Here is a 15,685-nt window from a genome sequence, read left to right on the forward strand (position 1 = left end):
GTCACTTGCCGGGGAGGCGGGCGAAGAGGGACGTGCCGGCCGCGAGGAAGCGGACGGAGAAGTCGCCGAACGAGAGGCGGTAGGCCACCCGGTACGACGCGGCCGAGCGGTTGGCGATCAGCTGCAAGGCTTGGCCGCGGACCACGGTGGGCAGCGACATGCGGCCGCGCATCCGCCGCTTTTCCAGCTGGAGCGTGACCTCGCCGGCGATGACGTTCACGATCTCGCCGATCGCGTCGGCCATGTCCTCACCGTCGAACGGCAGCTTGAGGCCGCAGAACCGTTCGACGAGGGCCACGCCGACGGGTTCGGTCACCATGAGCGTGAGCGACCACTTCATCTCGCCGATAAAGGAGATGATGGCCGCGAGCATCGGCCCTTCCGGGGCGTCGACGGCCGGCGAGACCCGGACCGGCCGTTCGCCGAGGATGGAGTCGAGCGTGATCTCGATGCCGGCTGTGGCCGCCTCGGTGACGGCCGGCGGGAAACTCGTTTCGAACGACGGCGCTAGCATCGCGTGCCTCGGGCGGGTGGGTCAACCGAACAGCCGGCCGAAGAGTTTGCTCTTCGACTCGGTTTCTGCCTCGGCGATTTGCGCGTCGCGGCGGAGGCGGAGTTTCCGCAGTTGCACCGCCAGCGCCTTCTCGACGGCCTTCGCGACCTTCCGCTTCATCTCGTCGGCCGTGAACGGCTTGCTGATGAACCCCTCGGCCCCGGCGTCGTCGAGCGCCTCCTGAATCTTGCCCATCGTCTTTTCGCTGGTGACCATGACCATCGGCACCGGGTCTTCGTCGTTCCGCATCGCGTGGGCGCGGCTGGCGCGGATGAAGTCGATGCCGGTCATGTTCGGCATGTTCCAATCGACGAACGCGATGTGAATCGAGTTCGCCGTCATCTTGTTGAGTGCGTCGTGCCCGTCCTCGGCTTCGACGAAGTGGAAGTCGGCCAAGCCGGTCTTCCGCAGCGTCTCCATGACCATGCCCCGCATGACCCGCGAGTCGTCCACGACCAGGGCGTTCAGCTTGAGATTCATGCCACTTGTCCCCAAAGAGGAGAGAGAACGAACGGCGTTACGGTGCGGGGACGGCGATCGGGGCGATTTGGCTGGCTTGCAGGTAGTTCGCTTGCGGCTGGGCCGGGATCGACACGCCGCCCACCGAGGCGATCGCGTTGCCGTTGGCGCCGCCGATGGAGAAACCGCTGTAGCTCGGCGTGGGCACGGCCGCCGTCACTGAGTTGCCCATGTTGGCGTACGCGCTGTTGATCGAGTTGCGGGCCGCGACCAGCCCGGGCACGATGCCGGTGACGAGCACGCCGCTGACGAGGACGTACTCAACCGAGAGAACCGCCCCGCAATCGTCCTGCCACAAGTCGGCCACCAATTTCTGAACGTGACCCTTCAATAATTTATAAGATTGAGAAACCGAAAAATTCATCTTTGATACTCCATGTTGATTTGTATTAATGAGTGGGCGAAACCTGCCTCTCGTTTCAGTTATCGAAGGAATAGAGTCACATTTGCCTGGGAATGAAGCCGACCTTGAAGATTACAAAAGTGACAGCCGGCGAAGAATCATTGATAACAAATGAATGCGCGGGGCTGCAATTGCGGCGAGTGAGCCGCATGAAGCATCAAAGCTCGCCGGAGATCATCCGGCGAGCTTTGTGACAGTGCGAGACTATAAGTTCTAGATCGGGTAGTCGTTGTAGATCTGTTCAAAGCGGGCGCTTGCCGTGTTGAAGGCGGCCAGCAGCGTCGGGTCGAAGCGGCCCTCCGACTCGGCCGTCAGCACGCGGGTCGTCCGCACGTGCGTCATCGCCGGGCGGTACGGCCGGCGGGATCGCAGGCTGTCGTAGGCCGACACGAGCGAGAGGATGCGGGCGGACAACGGGATGTCGCTGCCGCCCAGGCGGTCCGGGTAGCCGGTGCCGTCCCACCGCTCGTGGTGGCTGCGGACCAACTCCGCGGCCAACGCCACCGGGGCCGTCTCACTCGGGAACTTCTCGCTCAGGCCGTTCAAGATTTCTGCCCCGGCCGTCGGGTGCGTCTGGACGACGTGCCGCTCGTCCTCGTCGAGCCGACCCGGCTTCAGCGTGATGCCGCTCGGAATGACCAACATGCCGATGTCGTACAGGGCCGCCGCACTCGCGAGCAGGTTGACGAAGCTCGCGTCCTTCAGGCGGCTGTACTCGCCGATCGATTCGACCGTCTGCGACAAAGCGCGGATGTACCGGGCGACGCGGGACCGGTAGCCGGGGGCGAGGTAGCCAGCGTCCACCAGCAGCCGCGAGATCGTCACGGTCATCAAGTCCCAGGCGTTGACCGATGCCACCGTCGGGGCCGGGGCGGGCGTCCGCAGGAGGGCGTCGAAGCCGACCCGCATCGTCTCGGTCACGTACCGTTTCGTGTTGAGCGTCTCGCGGCGGCCCATCAAGGCCCGCACGCGGGAGCGGAGTTCGATCGGGGCGAACGGCTTCGTCATGAAGTCGTCGATGCCGACGGCCGCGAGGCCGCTGAGGGCCGAGACGGGCATCGTGCCGGAGATCGCCAGAACCATCACCGGCTGCTCCCCGCCCTGCTGGCGGATCGCGGAGATCAGTTCTTGCGTGGAGCAGCCGATCACCGGCGCTTCGAACACGACGAGGTCGTAGTTCTTTTTTTCCAGTGCCGCGAGGGCGTCCTTCCCGTTCGCCGTCTGGTGGACGTTGAACTCGCTGTCCAGCAAGGTTGCGATGAGCGTCCGCGCGGTTTGATCCGGGTCGATGACCAGCACGCGGGTGCGGCGGCCGCCGTCGGAATTCGTGTCGGTGCCGGTCGCGGCCGACCACCGCACGAACGGCTGGAGGGCTACCGAAACGGCGGCGGCGGACGGGTACCGGCGGTCGGGATCGACGGCCATCAATTGCGTGACCAGTTCCGCCAGGTCGGCGGGCAGTTCCGGCCGCCAGACGCGGACGTCCGGCGGGTCGGAACTCAAGCGGCGGGTCAGGTCGGTGATCGGGTTGCCGGATTCCGGGTACGGCTCGCGGCCGGTGAGCGCCCAGAAGAACGTTGCCCCGAGCGAGAACAAGTCCGCCCGGCCGTCCACGGCGTGCGGGTCGCGGGCCTGCTCCGGGGCCATGTACCCGACCGTGCCGAGCAGCGTGCCGGGTTCGGTCATCTGGTGCCGCGGGTGCAGGGCGAGGCCGAAGTCGAGCAACTTCGCCTGCCAGTCCGGCGTGACGACGACGTTCGACGGCTTCAGGTCGCGGTGGACGAGGCCGTGCTTGTGGGCTTCTGCCAGGGCGTCGGCGATCTGCCGGAACAGGTCGGCTACGCGGCCGATGGGCAGCGCGCCGGACGTCCGCACGAGCGAATCGAGGTCCTGGCCGGGCACGTACTCCATGACGTAGTAGTCGGCGAACTGCCGGGCGTTCTTCGTGCTCATCTGTCGGCCGGCGTCCAGGCAGGCGACGATGTTCGGGTGCTGGAGGCGGGCGACGGCGCGGGCCTCGGCGTAGAAGCGGTGGATCAGCCGCGGGTGACCGTCGATGAGCTGCGTCGTCATCTTGAGCGCGACGCGGCGGCGGAGGTGGATGTGTTCCGCCAGGTAGACAATGCCCATGCCGCCCTGGCCGAGCGGCTCAAGCAGGCGGTACGGGCCTACGATGAGTTCCTCGGTGCGGCCGTCGCGGACCATGTCCGCCTGGAAGGGCGTCAGCAGGCGGTGCTCGACCAGTCGGGCGACGACCTGGTGCATCGACGTTTCTTCGACGACGGTGGCTTTCGCGAGGGCGGGCATCTCGTCCCACTCTTCGGGCAGGACCACGCTCGCGTCCAGCAACGAGCTAATGAGCCGTGCCGTGCCGGTCTGCAAGCGGATGGCCGACGAGACGTCGTAGTCCATCGTCATCATGCGGTCGTGTCGGAACGGGGCTTCGGGCATCGGTACGGTACTCGGGGGAAATCGCAGGGGGCGGGGGAGCGCGTCAATCCAATTTCGGTTCGCGGCCGGCGTAGCACGCGGCAGCGGCGGCGTACTGGCCGGTCAGTTCGTAGCCACGGCCCATCAACTGGAGCAGTTGCTCGGGTTCGTCGGGGCGCTGCTTCCATAATCGAAGACATCGCGTCAGACATTCCCTCCCATTTCCGTCGCGGAGGGCCAACGCGGCCAATTTCTGCTCCGCCCGCCGGCCGTACGCGCCCGAATCGACGGCGGCCACGGCACGGTAACGGCTGCGGGCCTCGGCCCGCCGGTCCTTGGAATCCCAGTGTTCCGCAGCGGCGAGGGTCATCTGCACGGCCCACGGCCCTCGGTAGTCGGGGGCGGCGTCGTCGTACAGTTTCGCCATTTGTGAAGTTTCGCCGATTTCTTCGTACAGCCGCCCCGCGAGGAACACGCCGCCCGGCCCCAGGTCGCGCAGATCGTGGGCGTGGTGCAGGCTCTCGGCGACTTGCTCGGCCCGGAGTTCGCTCGGCGTGGTGCGGTAACGCGCGAGGTTCTCGAACAGCTCGGTCAGGGCCATGGCGTTCGGCGAAGATTCCGGGCGGAGTTCGTGCGACTCTTGCTCGGTCGCGGTGTCGTCTTTCCGAAGCAGGTGGCACGCGACGCGGGCGCGGTCGGCGGCCGCCCGAACCTTCCGCGACTTGGCCGCCGAGGCTTCGCCCAGCGACCGCAGGGCCGTCGTCGGGTCGCCGCCGTCGAGGTAGGTCCGGCCGACCCAGTAGCGGGCGAGTTCGCCCCACGGACCGTGCGGGTCGCGGTCCAGGGTGCCGAGGAACGCTTCGCGGGCGGCGGCCGTCTGGCCGTCCTTGAGAAGGCCCAGGCCGAGGTTGTACGACGCCAGTTTCGCTTCGGCCGATTCGGGGTCGTCTTCGATCAGTTGGCGGTAGACCGGCATGGCCTTATCCCACGCCCGGTCTTGCGCGTCGAAGTTCGCCAGCGTCAGCCGCACGGCAGGGTGTTCGTCGTGCTCCAGCACCTTTTCCAGCGATTCGCGAACCCGCGTGCGGGACGCCTCCGCGGGCACCGCGGGGGCTGGTGCCGGCACCGAGATCGGTTCCGTCGCGTGATGGTCCTTGTGCGAATCGTGCGGGGCAGTCGGGGCGGGCGGAGTCGGCAGCCAGATCGGTTCGCCACTCCGGCGATCGACGGCGGTCGGCCAGGCGAGGGCCATCGGGTCGAACGGGTCGGCCGTCCGCGGGGTGCCGAGGCGAGAATATTCCACGCAGGCCCGCAACCGCGTCCGCTCGTGGCTAGCGGGCGACCGCACGGAGCCGCCGAGGCGCTCCACTTCTTGAATCGCCGCGTCGGCTTCCGCGAGGTCGCCGTGAGCCAACCGGCAGCGGGCCACGCCGAGTGTCGCGTTCGCCCATAGGTCGGCCGGGGCCTTTTGCGTAATGCTTTCGTACTGTTCCGCCGCTTCCGTCCACTGTTCGAGGTGTTCCAGGCAAACGGCGACACGGTAGCGCAGCCACGGCTCGGCCGGCGGCGTGTCAGCCGACTGACAGGCGGCGAGCGCTTCCTCGAACTGTTCGTTGCGAATGAGTCGGTCGATCGACCGGTCGAGGGCTTCGGGCGCTTCCGGGTGGGCCTCTTCCTGCGCGTGTTCGCTCGGCTTTTTGGACGTCGGCATCAGACAAACGCTGGCCGCGAAACTCCCCCCGAGGCACACGACAACCGCGACGAGCCGCACGGAGCGCGGCAGCACGTGGCGGGCGGGCGGTTGGGTTACGGCGACTTCCGTCGTCATGGGTGGCGGGCTCTGGGCAAGGGCTAAGGCCGGTGCGGACTTCGGCGGCACAATAAGTTCGATGAATGTAGCTCCGATGTTGATAGTGGGGGGAAAAAAAGTCAAACTTTGATCGCGACCTTCGATAACTTGTCTGCCAGGGGAAGAAAACTCTCCGCGACCACGAAATCCACGGTGATGCGATGAACATACAATCCGCCGGCACCTACCGACCGACCGCCTCGGAAACCCTCGCGACCGACCAAACCCAACGGGTCGCGTCGTCCGCCGGTGAAGCCAAGCCGGCCACGGAAGCCAAGACGTCGTTCGCGCCGACGACCGACCTGAGCCAACTGCTCGCGGCCGTCAAGCAACTGCCAGACGTTCGCGGCGACGTCGTGCAGAGCGCGACCGCCCGCCTCAATAACGGTGAGCTTTCGACACCCGCCGCTGCCCAGGACACGGCCCAAGCAGCTCTGGACGACTTGCGGCTGTCCTGAGTCAGCCTCCCAATCGAAATTCGTTGGCCCGGCGGGAAACCGCCGGGCCAACTGCGTTTGATGGGGTAGCCACTCCCCCGCATTTCCGGCAGCTTCCCCAGCTTTTTCACGCTTCCCAAAATTTCCGGGCAAATTTTGACGCGGCCTTTCGATCAGTAACTGTGAGGGCCTAACTGTGGCCTTCATCCTTCAACAATCACTGAACCAGGAATAAGACACCATGGCCCTCTCGATCAACAACAACGTCGCTTCGCTCAACGCCCAAAACAGCCTGAACCGGACCAGCAACGCCCTGTCCAGCTCGCTGCAAAAGCTGTCCACCGGCCTCAAGGTCAACAAGGGTGCGGACGGCCCCGCCGCCCTCGTCATCAGCGAACAACAACGGGCTCAAATCGCCGGCCTGAAGACCGCCATCGACAACACGAACAAGGCCGTCGCCCTCGTGCAAACCGGCGAAGGTGCCCTGAACGAAGTCAACAGCCTGCTCACGAAGGTCCGCTCGCTGGCCGTCGACTCGGCGAACAGCGGCGTGAACGACTCGACCGCCCAGGCCGCGAACCAAGCCGAAATCAAGAACATCCTCAGCACCGTGGACCGCATCACCGGCACCACGAAGTTCGGCAGCAAGAACCTGTTCGACGGCTCGGCCGGCGTGTCGGGTACGTCCAGTGCGGCGGCCACGACGTTTCTGAAGGCCACGACCGACACGGCCGCCGGCAGCTACGCCGTCACCGTGACGACGGCCGGGTCGAAGGGGGCTGTGACGGCCGGTACGGCCCAGGCGGCAAACCTGGCCGCGGACGAGAACATCAGCATCAACGGCACCCAGATCAAGCTCACCAAAGGCTCTTCGCAACAGCAAGTGGTGGACAAGATCAACGAGTACAGCAGTCAGACGGGCGTGACGGCCGACATCAGCAGCGGTAAGACGCGGCTGGCGACCAACTCTTACGGGGCTGACAGCAGCGTTACGGTCGTCTCCGACACAGCCGCCGCGGCCAACAGCAGCGGTATCGGCACCACCGTCGCGACCGGCACGGGTGTGGACATCGCCGGCACGATCAACGGCAACGCCTACACCGGTAAGGGCAACGTCCTGACCGCCAACGCGGGCGTCGAGAAGGGCCTGAGCGTTGCGATCGGGGCCACCGCGGCCGGGGCGATTGCCACGGACACGACCGGCCTCGGGAGCGTGACCGTCGCCAACAACTCGCTCTCCTTCCAGGTCGGGGCGAACTCGGGCGAATCGGTCAAGGTTTCGTTCGACAAGGTCAGCTCCACGAACCTCGGCGTCGGGGCGAGCGGCACGTTCGGCAGCCTCAGCCAGATCGACACCTCGAACGGGGCCGAAGCCCTGAAGGTCATCGACAAGGCGATCTCCGACGTGAGCGAACTCCGGAGCCGCCTCGGGGCGTTCCAGTCGAACACCCTGCAAAGCACCGCGAACAACCTCCAGACGACGCTCGAAAACACGACGGCCGCCGAGTCGGTCGTCCGCGACACCGACTTCGCGTCGGAAATCGCGAACTACACGAAGCTGCAAACGCAAGTCCAGGCCGGCAGCACCGTCCTCGGCAACGCCAACCAGCAAACGTCGCTGATCGCCAACCTGCTCCGCGGCTAAGCGATCGAGTTGTAAACGCAAACCACGCCGATCCCGCCCCGGGGTCGGCGATTTTCTCGCGCACCTCACTGCCCTTCTCGCCCGTGCGTGTACTACCCTTCCTCGGAACGCGCTAACGATGTGAGGCGGCGTTCGTTCATCACGTGATTTCTCTTGTGAGGCGACATGGCCACCATTAGCAGCAGCGGCGTCCAGAACACCAGTGGCCTGAACTTCGGCGGCCTGTCCACGGGGATCGACTCCAGCACGATTATTGAGGGCCTGACGAAGCTCAACCAGTCGCGGATCGACACCCTCACGGCCAACCAGGACAAGATTACCCTCCGCCAGAACACGTTCACCGCACTCAGCGGCCAGTTGTCCGACGTGCAAACGGCCCTGGCCAAACTCAACCGCTCGGTGTCGGGCGCGTTCGACGGCCGGAAGGCGACGAGTTCGGACGAGACGCTCCTCACCGCGTCCGCCGGTTCCTCCGCGGCCCCCGGCACCTACAGCCTGACGGTCACCGGGCTGGCGCAAGCACAGTCCGTCGTGTCCGACGGGTTTACCGATCCCGGTGCGCAACTCAAGCAAGGAACCTTCTCCTTTCGCGTCGGCACCGGCGCAACCACGAGCGTGACCCTCGGGTCTTCGAACAATACCCTTCAGGGCCTTTCGGACGCGATCAATAACTCCGGCGGCGACGTGAAAGCGTCGATCATCAACGACGGGTCTGCGACGCCGTACCGCCTGCTCCTGACGTCCACCAAGACCGGGGCGGCCAACACGATCGCCGTAACGAACAACCTGACCACCGGGGACGGGGCGGACATCAACCCGCTGAGTTCCACGATCACCGCGGCCACCGACGCCACGGTGCAGCTCGGGAGCGGCACCGGGGCCATCACGATCCGCAGCGACACGAACCGCGTGAACAACGTGCTTCCCGGCGTGACGTTGAATCTGGTGAAGGCCGACACGACCAAGCCGGTCACGGTGACGATCGCCAACGACACGGCCGCCGCCAAGAGTGCGGTGCAGGATTTCGTGGACTCGTACAACAAGGTCGTTGACTTCATCAGCGCCCGCACGGGCTACGACGACACGACCAAACAGGCCGGCGTTCTGCTCGGCAACTCGGACATCCAGACCCTTCAGACTGAACTCGGGACGGCCCTGACCTCGGCCGTGTCTGGGGTGAATACCACGGCGAACCGACTCTCCGCGATCGGCGTCTCTCTCGACGAAAAGGGCAAGCTCAGCATCGACAGCACGAAACTGGACAACGTCCTGTCCGGCCAACAAGCCGGCGTCGGCATCAACGACGTGAAGCGGCTGTTCGCGTTCACCGGCGACTCGTCGAACACCGGCGTGAGCTTCATCCTGGGGTCAAGCAAGACCAAAGCGACCACCGGCCTGCCGTATCAGGTGAACGTCACGTCGCCGGCCACGCGGGGCAGCGTGAGCGGCGGCGAGGCGTTGGCCAGCAGCATCGCGATCGACGGTTCCAACAACACGTTCAGTCTCTCGGTGAACGGCAAGAGTTCCGCGACGCTGACCTTGGCGGCCGGGACGTACACGCCCTCGACGCTGGCGGCGGCCGTGCAGAAGGCGATCAACTCGGACACGAACCTGCAATCGACGCCGGTCACGGTTGACGTTGCGGACGGCAAGTTGCGGTTCACGACGGCCCAGTACGGTACGGCGGCCACTGTGCAGATCGGGTCCGGCACGGCCGTCGGCACCGGCAATCCGCTGGGCTTCTTGGGCAGCGAGCGCGGGGTCGGGACCAACGTCGCCGGGAACTTCGTCGCGAACGGCAAGACGGAGACCGCCAGCGGGATCGGTCAAGTTCTGTCCGGGGACTCGGGCAATACGAGCACCGACGGGCTTCAAGTTCTCGTGACGTCCGCCGCCGCTACGACGGCCGACCTGAAGGTGACGTCGGGCGTCGCCACCAACCTGAACAACGTCCTGAATAAATACCTCGATCCGGTCAACGGTCGGTTCAAGTCCATCGATAACGGTTATAAGAGCCAGATTGACGACGTGACCAAGACCATTAACCGGCAGAACGATATCCTCGACGCCAAGAAGACCGCCCTCATCACCCAGTTCGCCGCGATGGAAGACGCGGTCGGGAAGCTCAAGAACCTCGGCACGAGCCTGTCGGCGCTGCTAGTGAAGTCGTCGTAACGGCGGACGGGATTCCGCGTGACTGCGGCCGTTTGAATCGAACCACCCCCCGAGAAGACTCTTCGCATTATGAACGTCTACCAAAAGTACAACCAGTCCGAACCGCTCACCGGCATGACCCGCATCGAGGTTCTGCTCGCCACGTTCGACGGGGCGCTGACGCGGTTGGACAAGGCCGCCAAGGCGCTGACCAACGGCGACGTGCCGGTGGCCACGCCTTACCTCGTGAAAGCACAACTGCTCGTCTCCGCTTTGGCCGCCGGCGTCCGCCTGGACATCGACGAAGCGAACGGCACGAACATGCTCCGGCTGTACGAGTTCGTCGTCCACGAGATCAAGACGCCGCGGTTGAAGAACGTGGAGAACGCCGTCAAGATTCTCACCATCCTGCGGGAAGGGTTCGAGGCGATCAAAGTCGAGGCCATCCGCCTGGAACGCAGCGGCGAGTTGGTGGGGGCGAACCGCCTTCAGATGGTGTTGGAAACGGCGTAAGCGTGGGAAGTGGCGCAAGCACTTCCGCTTTTGCCGGAAAGATTGAATCTGCCGCCTCCGCGGCGTCGATAACCCCGACTGTCTCACACTCGGGGTGATCGGCTCATGTTTCGCGGACTCTACAGCGCGGCCTCCGCCCTCGACGCCGCGTCCCAGGCGCAGGACATCACCGCCCACAATCTCGCCCACGTCAACACGCCCGGCTACCGGCAGCGCGGCGTCGCCTACGAAACTTTCGACCGCGTCCTCGGCCGCACGCAGGACCCGACCGGCGACATCGTCGGCACGCGGCTCGTCCAGGGCTTCTCCGACTTCCGCGTCGGCCCTCTCCAACAGACCGGCAACGCGCTCGACCTCGCCCTCGGCGAGCCGGACCGCTTCTTCGTGGTCACGAATCCGACCACCAACCAGCCGATGTACACGCGGGACGGCTCATTCCACCAGAACCCGCAAGGCCAGCTCGTTAGCACCAGCGGCTACCTCCTCCAAGGCGAGGGCGGCGCGCCGATCAAGGTGCCGCAGGGCACGTCCAACTTCAACATCGCGCTCGACGGTTCGATCACGGCCGACGGCGCGCCGGTCGGGCAGCTCCGCGTCGTGCGAGTCGGCAACACGAAGGAACTGACGCCGGTCGGCGACACTCTCTTTTCCGCGTCCGAGAACGCCGGCGTGCAAGCGGTGCCCTCGCGCGTGATGCAAGGCTTCCGCGAAGGGTCGAACGTGAACCCGGCCGAGGCGATGACCGGGATGATCCTCGCCTCGCGCTTCTACGATGCGACGCAGCGGGTGCTGCGGTCCATCGCCGAGTCGGTGCAGTTGAACACGAAGCCCAGCTAAGCCCCGCCGCCTTGACACGGAGGTCCAAGATGATTCGCGCGCTCTTCACCGCGGCGACGGGCATGAACGCCCAGTCTACGGTGATCGACAACACGTCGAACAACCTCGCCAACGTCAACACGAACGGCTTCAAGAAGGGGCAGGCCGACTTCCAGGACTTGATCTACGTCACCGAGAAGGTGCCCGGCTCGGACGTGTCGCAGGGGTTCCAGGTGCCGACCGGCTTGCAGATCGGCAGCGGGGTGAAGGTCGCCGGCATCACGAAGATCTTCACGCAGGGCGGTCTCGTCAACACCCAGAACCCGAACGACGTTGCCATCGAAGGCGACGGGTTCATCCAGGTCACGCTGCCGAGCGGCGAAATCCGGTACACCCGCGACGGGGCACTGCGGCTCAACGCCGTCGGCAACCTCGTTACCAGCGACGGGTTCCTCATCACGCCGCAGATCACGATTCCTCAGGGGGCGGTGACGACGTCCATCGGGGCCGACGGCACCGTGACGATCACGAACCCCGGGGCGACGAACGCCTCGGTCAACCTCGGGCAAATTACCCTCGTGCGGTTCCAGAACCCGGCCGGCCTCAGTGCCGAGGGGCGAAACCTCTTCGCGGAAACGGTGTCCTCGGGCACGCCGATCACCGCGACGCCAGGGTTGAACGGTACCGGCCTGATCCGCCAGGGCTTCCTGGAGCGGTCGAACGTGGACGTGGTGACGGAACTCGTCGGCCTGATCCTCGCACAGCGGGCCTACGAGTTCAACACGCGGGCCGTGCGGACGGCCGACAACATGCTCTCGGCCACCTCGGAGTTGATCCGATGAGAACCCTCCTGCTGCTGGCCTTGTTCGCCCTCGGTGGCTCGCTGTCGTCGGCCGACCCGGTGGTGGTCGTGCTACCGGCGAATGCGTCGTCGGGGTCAGCGGTCGTTACCCTCGGCCAGATCGCGAAGTTACACGGCGGCGACGACAAGCTGCGGGCCAAACTCGCGGCCGTGGACGTGGCCGAGCGGGCCAAGAAGGACGCCCCCACGAGCGTCACGAAACGGCAGGTCGAGTTCCGCCTGAAGCTCGCCGGGTTCACCGAAAGCGACGCGATCGTCGGCGGGGCCGAAACCGTGGCCGTGACCGTGGAAAAGAAGACCGTGCCAACGGACGACGCGATCGCGGCCGCGACGAAGGCACTCGCTCTCTACTTCCCGAAGTCCGACGGGGTGACAGTGGAGTTGGCCCAGCCCATTCTCGTGAAAATGCCGGAGGCTCTCACCGGCGACGCGGTCGAGATCACGGCGAAGCCGCGGTTCCTGCCCGTGAAGCTCGGGCGGGTGGAAATGGAAGTGACCCTCACGATCAACAGCGCGAAGCCGTTCTCCTTCCCGGTGTACCTGACCGCGAAATCGGACGCACACCCGATCCTCGTGACGCGGAACCAGAAGGTGACGTTGGTCGTCCGCCTCGGCGCGATGAACGTCGAGGCCGCCGGCGAGGCGATGCAAGACGGCCGTGCCGGCGAGGCGGTCAAAGTACTCAACCCCTCCTCGAAGAAGGTCGTGACCGGGAAGGTCACGGCCGCCGGGGTGGTGGACGTGGAACTCGGAGGTGCCCCGTGACGCGATGGCTGTTACTCCTCCCGCTGACCCTCGGCTCGGCCGCCGCCACGGCGACGGCCGACGACATCTGGCAGCGGCGCGACCCGCGGTATTCGTTCTTGTTCCAGGACAACCGTGCTCGTCGCGTCGGCGACATTGTCACCATCGTCATTAACGAGACCACGAACACCAACGAGCGGGAGCAGCGGGCACTGGACAAGTCCAACGACTCGTCCGGCAACGCGGCCTTCTCCGGCACGACCTCGAACGGCACCGGCGGTCGGACCGGGTCGTTGACGTTCAGCCTGACGGACGCCTTCCGCAAGCGGTTCAGCGGCTCGTCCCAGTTGTCGAGCAACCGCGTCTTCCAGGACCGCATCTCGGCGACGGTGGTGGACATCATGCCGAACGGCAACCTCGTCATTGAGGCGTACAGCCGCCGGGTCGTCGCCACCGAGGAGCGCGTCCTGCGCGTGACCGGCGTGATCCGCCAGGCGGACGTGGGGCTCGGCAACTTGGTGCAATCCTCGAGCATCGCGAACTTGAAGGTCAGCTACCTCGGCCGCGGTCCAGCCACGCGGACGCTGAACCAGAACTACTTCGGCCGGTTCATGAACCGCGCCTGGCCGTGGTGATCGTGAAGAATGTCGGGCCGCCGATGGACGCCGATTAAAACCAAAACAGTCTCTTCTCTTTGATCTGCGTTGATCCGCGTCCATCGGCGGCAAAATCTCTTTCGAGGGTGGCTGACATGAAGAAGATCGTTGCCCTTCTCGCGGTGGCCCTCACCACGTCCGCGGCATCTGCGCAGGTGCGGATCAAGGACATCACCGAGATCGCCGGGGCGCGGAGCAACCAACTCGTCGGGTTCGGCCTCGTCGTTGGCCTCGATGGGACGGGCAGCCGGAGCACGTTCACGCAGCAGGTCGCCATCGACATGCTGCAACGGCTCGGCGTGGCGGGACAGATCTTCAGCCAGACGCCGGCCGACGCGGTGCTGCGGTCCACCAGCATCGCGTCCGTGATGGTCGTCGCGGACATCGGCCCGTTCGCCCGGGTCGGCAGTCGGCTCGACGTGACCGTGTCGGTCATGGACGACTCCCGTAGTCTGCAAGGCGGCACGCTCATCTTCACCCCCCTCCGGGGGTCCGACGGCGAGGTCTACTCGACTGCCCAGGGGCCGCTGTCCATCGGCGGCTTCTCGGTGTCCGGGGCCGGGGCGGGGTTGCAGAAAAACCAATTGAACGCCGGCCGCATCCCGAACGGCGGCGTCGTCGAGAAGGAAGCGCCGGGGACGTACCTGTGCCGCGGGCGGTCGCGGCTGCTGCTGCGGAACCCAGACTTCAACACGGCCCGACTGATCGCGAAGGCAATTAACATTCACTTCCCACTGTCGGCGACGGCGATGGACGCCGGGTCGGTGGACCTCGACCCGTGCGTGGACATTACCAAGACGCCGTTGCAATTCCTGGCCGAAGTCGGCCTGTTGAACGTGAAGCCGGACTCGCCCGCCCGCGTGGTCATCAACGAGCGCACGGGAACGGTCGTGATCGGCGGGAACGTGACGATCTCGCCCACGGCCGTCGCGCAGGGGAACCTGTTCCTCCGGGCGAACACTTCATTCCAGGTCTCACAGCCGAACCCTTTGGGCGGCGGCAACACCACGGTAACGCCGCGGACTCAGGTGGGGGCGTTCGAGGGGCGGAACCAACTCGTGGCGCTGCCGGCGGCGACGACCGTGGCCGACGTGGCCCAGGCGCTGAACGCTCTGGGCGTGACACCGCGGGACTTGATCTCGATCTTCCAGGCGCTCAAACAAGCCGGCGCGCTGAACGCCGACCTGGAGATTCTGTAACTCCCGGGCCGCCGGGCGGCAGTCTTCACTTGGCACCTGAAATTCCATCCGGGCGAACGAAACTCATGCAAAGTGCTAACACAATTTCTCCTCTTCCGTATTCCTCGGCCGCCCGCGGGTCGAAGGCGGGTGCTACGGTTTCGTCAACAACCGATCCCAAGATTGCCAGCACGGCCCGCGAGTTCGAGGCGACGTTCCTGTCGCTGCTGCTCAAGGAAATGCGGCAAACTCTGGAGCCGGAAGGTGGGCTGTTCCCCGGCGACGCGGGGGACGTTCAGGGCGGGATGTTTGACCTGTTCCTGAGCCAGCACCTTGCCGACGCGGGCGGGATCGGACTCGCGACCGTCATCGAACAACAACTACGGCCCGTCACCCATGCTTCCGACGTCCGTCCCCAACTTCCAACAACTGACCGAGCGGCTCCTCGGCCACCTTCGCCAGGAAGAACTCCTGCTGCGAACCAGTAAGGAGTGCCTCCTCGGCGTTCACGACGCCCTGCGGCAAGGCGACCTCAACGCCCTTCAGGTGGCCCAGCCGCACCAGGAAAAATTGGCCGCCGACTTGCGGGGGGCGTCCGAGCAACGGGCGACCGCCGCAACCGCCATCTCACAATCGCTCGGTCTGAGCGGTGGCAACGTGACGTTGTCCGAACTCGCAGACCGGCTGTCGCCGACGCTGGCCCGGCAACTGCGGGACGCCCGCGAAAGCATGCGGGACGCACTCGCCGACGTGGTCGAACTTCAACGTGCGAACGCAAATCTCGTGCAGACCCTTCGATCATACTTCAGCGGCGTTCTGTCCGGGCTGTCGAGCGCAGACGCTCCGGCCTCCACCCGCTACGGCCCCACCGGTGGCCGCCTCCAGACCGTGGGCTAACACGGTAACCCGCTCGCCCCTTCGCTTTT

General features: G+C 65.6%; 16 protein-coding genes. 11 read left to right on the forward strand and 5 right to left on the reverse strand.

The window, feature by feature from the left end; genetic code table 11:
* Window position 1 precedes the first annotated feature (1 nt).
* The 5 genes from PX52LOC_RS03170 to PX52LOC_RS03190 form a co-directional block, all read right to left on the reverse strand.
* Window positions 2–514, reverse strand: a complete 513-nt coding sequence (locus tag PX52LOC_RS03170) for a chemotaxis protein CheX (protein ID WP_149108721.1) — start codon at window positions 512–514, stop codon at window positions 2–4.
* A 21-nt stretch (window positions 515–535) separates the two neighbouring features.
* Entirely contained in the window at window positions 536–1,033 is a 498-nt protein-coding gene (locus PX52LOC_RS03175) for a response regulator (RefSeq protein ID WP_149108722.1), read from the reverse strand.
* Between the two features lie 37 nt (window positions 1,034–1,070).
* Complete coding sequence (locus PX52LOC_RS03180) at window positions 1,071–1,379, reverse strand: hypothetical protein (RefSeq protein WP_149108723.1); 309 nt, start codon at window positions 1,377–1,379, stop codon at window positions 1,071–1,073.
* A 309-nt stretch (window positions 1,380–1,688) separates the two neighbouring features.
* Window positions 1,689–3,926: a protein kinase domain-containing protein gene (locus PX52LOC_RS03185; protein WP_149108724.1), complete on the reverse strand. Its 2,238-nt coding sequence runs from the start codon at window positions 3,924–3,926 to the stop codon at window positions 1,689–1,691.
* A gap of 43 nt (window positions 3,927–3,969) precedes the next feature.
* Window positions 3,970–5,733 carry a tetratricopeptide repeat protein gene (locus PX52LOC_RS03190; RefSeq protein WP_149108725.1) on the reverse strand — a complete coding sequence of 588 codons (1,764 nt, stop codon included), beginning with the start codon at window positions 5,731–5,733 and terminating at the stop codon, window positions 3,970–3,972.
* 182 nt (window positions 5,734–5,915) lie between these two features.
* On the opposite strand from PX52LOC_RS03190, the gene PX52LOC_RS03195 reads away from it, so the two are divergent.
* From PX52LOC_RS03195 to PX52LOC_RS03245, 11 genes are all read left to right on the forward strand, one after another.
* A complete protein-coding gene (locus PX52LOC_RS03195; RefSeq protein WP_149108726.1) occupies window positions 5,916–6,212 on the forward strand; it encodes a hypothetical protein in 297 nt (98 codons plus the stop codon).
* 220 nt (window positions 6,213–6,432) lie between these two features.
* Window positions 6,433–7,836, forward strand: a complete 1,404-nt coding sequence (locus PX52LOC_RS03200) for a flagellin N-terminal helical domain-containing protein (RefSeq protein WP_149108727.1) — start codon at window positions 6,433–6,435, stop codon at window positions 7,834–7,836.
* Between the two features lie 165 nt (window positions 7,837–8,001).
* A complete protein-coding gene (gene fliD / locus PX52LOC_RS03205; RefSeq protein ID WP_149108728.1) occupies window positions 8,002–10,011 on the forward strand; it encodes a flagellar filament capping protein FliD in 2,010 nt (669 codons plus the stop codon).
* Between the two features lie 69 nt (window positions 10,012–10,080).
* Complete coding sequence (locus tag PX52LOC_RS03210) at window positions 10,081–10,503, forward strand: flagellar export chaperone FliS (protein ID WP_149108729.1); 423 nt, start codon at window positions 10,081–10,083, stop codon at window positions 10,501–10,503.
* Between the two features lie 105 nt (window positions 10,504–10,608).
* Window positions 10,609–11,340, forward strand: a complete 732-nt coding sequence (locus PX52LOC_RS03215; RefSeq protein WP_149108730.1) for a flagellar hook-basal body protein — start codon at window positions 10,609–10,611, stop codon at window positions 11,338–11,340.
* A 29-nt stretch (window positions 11,341–11,369) separates the two neighbouring features.
* Window positions 11,370–12,161: a flagellar basal-body rod protein FlgG gene (gene flgG / locus PX52LOC_RS03220; protein ID WP_149108731.1), complete on the forward strand. Its 792-nt coding sequence runs from the start codon at window positions 11,370–11,372 to the stop codon at window positions 12,159–12,161.
* On the forward strand, window positions 12,158–12,946 hold the full coding sequence (flgA, locus tag PX52LOC_RS03225; RefSeq protein ID WP_149108732.1) for a flagellar basal body P-ring formation chaperone FlgA: 789 nt from the start codon (window positions 12,158–12,160) through the stop codon (window positions 12,944–12,946). Before flgG ends, flgA begins: the two co-directional genes overlap by 4 nt.
* Window positions 12,943–13,560, forward strand: a complete 618-nt coding sequence (locus PX52LOC_RS03230; RefSeq protein ID WP_149108733.1) for a flagellar basal body L-ring protein FlgH — start codon at window positions 12,943–12,945, stop codon at window positions 13,558–13,560. Before flgA ends, PX52LOC_RS03230 begins: the two co-directional genes overlap by 4 nt.
* A 116-nt stretch (window positions 13,561–13,676) precedes the next feature.
* Complete coding sequence (locus tag PX52LOC_RS03235; protein ID WP_149108734.1) at window positions 13,677–14,780, forward strand: flagellar basal body P-ring protein FlgI; 1,104 nt, start codon at window positions 13,677–13,679, stop codon at window positions 14,778–14,780.
* Window positions 14,781–14,998: 218 nt separating this feature from the next.
* Complete coding sequence (locus PX52LOC_RS43670) at window positions 14,999–15,247, forward strand: rod-binding protein (protein WP_390637610.1); 249 nt, start codon at window positions 14,999–15,001, stop codon at window positions 15,245–15,247.
* Window positions 15,156–15,656, forward strand: a complete 501-nt coding sequence (locus tag PX52LOC_RS03245; RefSeq protein ID WP_149108736.1) for a flagellar protein FlgN — start codon at window positions 15,156–15,158, stop codon at window positions 15,654–15,656. The genes PX52LOC_RS43670 and PX52LOC_RS03245 overlap by 92 nt, the downstream gene beginning before the upstream one ends.
* The last annotated feature ends 29 nt before the right edge of the window (window positions 15,657–15,685 follow it).

Source organism: Limnoglobus roseus, from assembly GCF_008254045.1.
Lineage (GTDB): Bacteria > Planctomycetota > Planctomycetia > Gemmatales > Gemmataceae > Limnoglobus > Limnoglobus roseus.

Excerpts from the sequence above, each read along its gene's own strand:
- PX52LOC_RS03245 (WP_149108736.1), top strand. The coding sequence starts at position 15,156 with ATGCTTCCGACGTCCGTCCCCAACTTCCAACAACTGACCGAGCGGCTC.
- PX52LOC_RS03210 (WP_149108729.1), top strand. The coding sequence starts at position 10,081 with ATGAACGTCTACCAAAAGTACAACCAGTCCGAACCGCTCACCGGCATG.
- flgG (WP_149108731.1), top strand. The coding sequence starts at position 11,370 with ATGATTCGCGCGCTCTTCACCGCGGCGACGGGCATGAACGCCCAGTCT.
- PX52LOC_RS03175 (WP_149108722.1), bottom strand. The coding sequence starts at position 1,033 with ATGAATCTCAAGCTGAACGCCCTGGTCGTGGACGACTCGCGGGTCATG.
- PX52LOC_RS03190 (WP_149108725.1), bottom strand. The coding sequence starts at position 5,733 with ATGACGACGGAAGTCGCCGTAACCCAACCGCCCGCCCGCCACGTGCTG.
- PX52LOC_RS03170 (WP_149108721.1), bottom strand. The coding sequence starts at position 514 with ATGCTAGCGCCGTCGTTCGAAACGAGTTTCCCGCCGGCCGTCACCGAG.
- PX52LOC_RS03235 (WP_149108734.1), top strand. The coding sequence starts at position 13,677 with ATGAAGAAGATCGTTGCCCTTCTCGCGGTGGCCCTCACCACGTCCGCG.
- PX52LOC_RS03195 (WP_149108726.1), top strand. The coding sequence starts at position 5,916 with ATGAACATACAATCCGCCGGCACCTACCGACCGACCGCCTCGGAAACC.
- PX52LOC_RS03185 (WP_149108724.1), bottom strand. The coding sequence starts at position 3,926 with ATGCCCGAAGCCCCGTTCCGACACGACCGCATGATGACGATGGACTAC.
- PX52LOC_RS03215 (WP_149108730.1), top strand. The coding sequence starts at position 10,609 with ATGTTTCGCGGACTCTACAGCGCGGCCTCCGCCCTCGACGCCGCGTCC.
- PX52LOC_RS03200 (WP_149108727.1), top strand. The coding sequence starts at position 6,433 with ATGGCCCTCTCGATCAACAACAACGTCGCTTCGCTCAACGCCCAAAAC.
- PX52LOC_RS43670 (WP_390637610.1), top strand. The coding sequence starts at position 14,999 with ATGCGGCAAACTCTGGAGCCGGAAGGTGGGCTGTTCCCCGGCGACGCG.
- fliD (WP_149108728.1), top strand. The coding sequence starts at position 8,002 with ATGGCCACCATTAGCAGCAGCGGCGTCCAGAACACCAGTGGCCTGAAC.
- flgA (WP_149108732.1), top strand. The coding sequence starts at position 12,158 with ATGAGAACCCTCCTGCTGCTGGCCTTGTTCGCCCTCGGTGGCTCGCTG.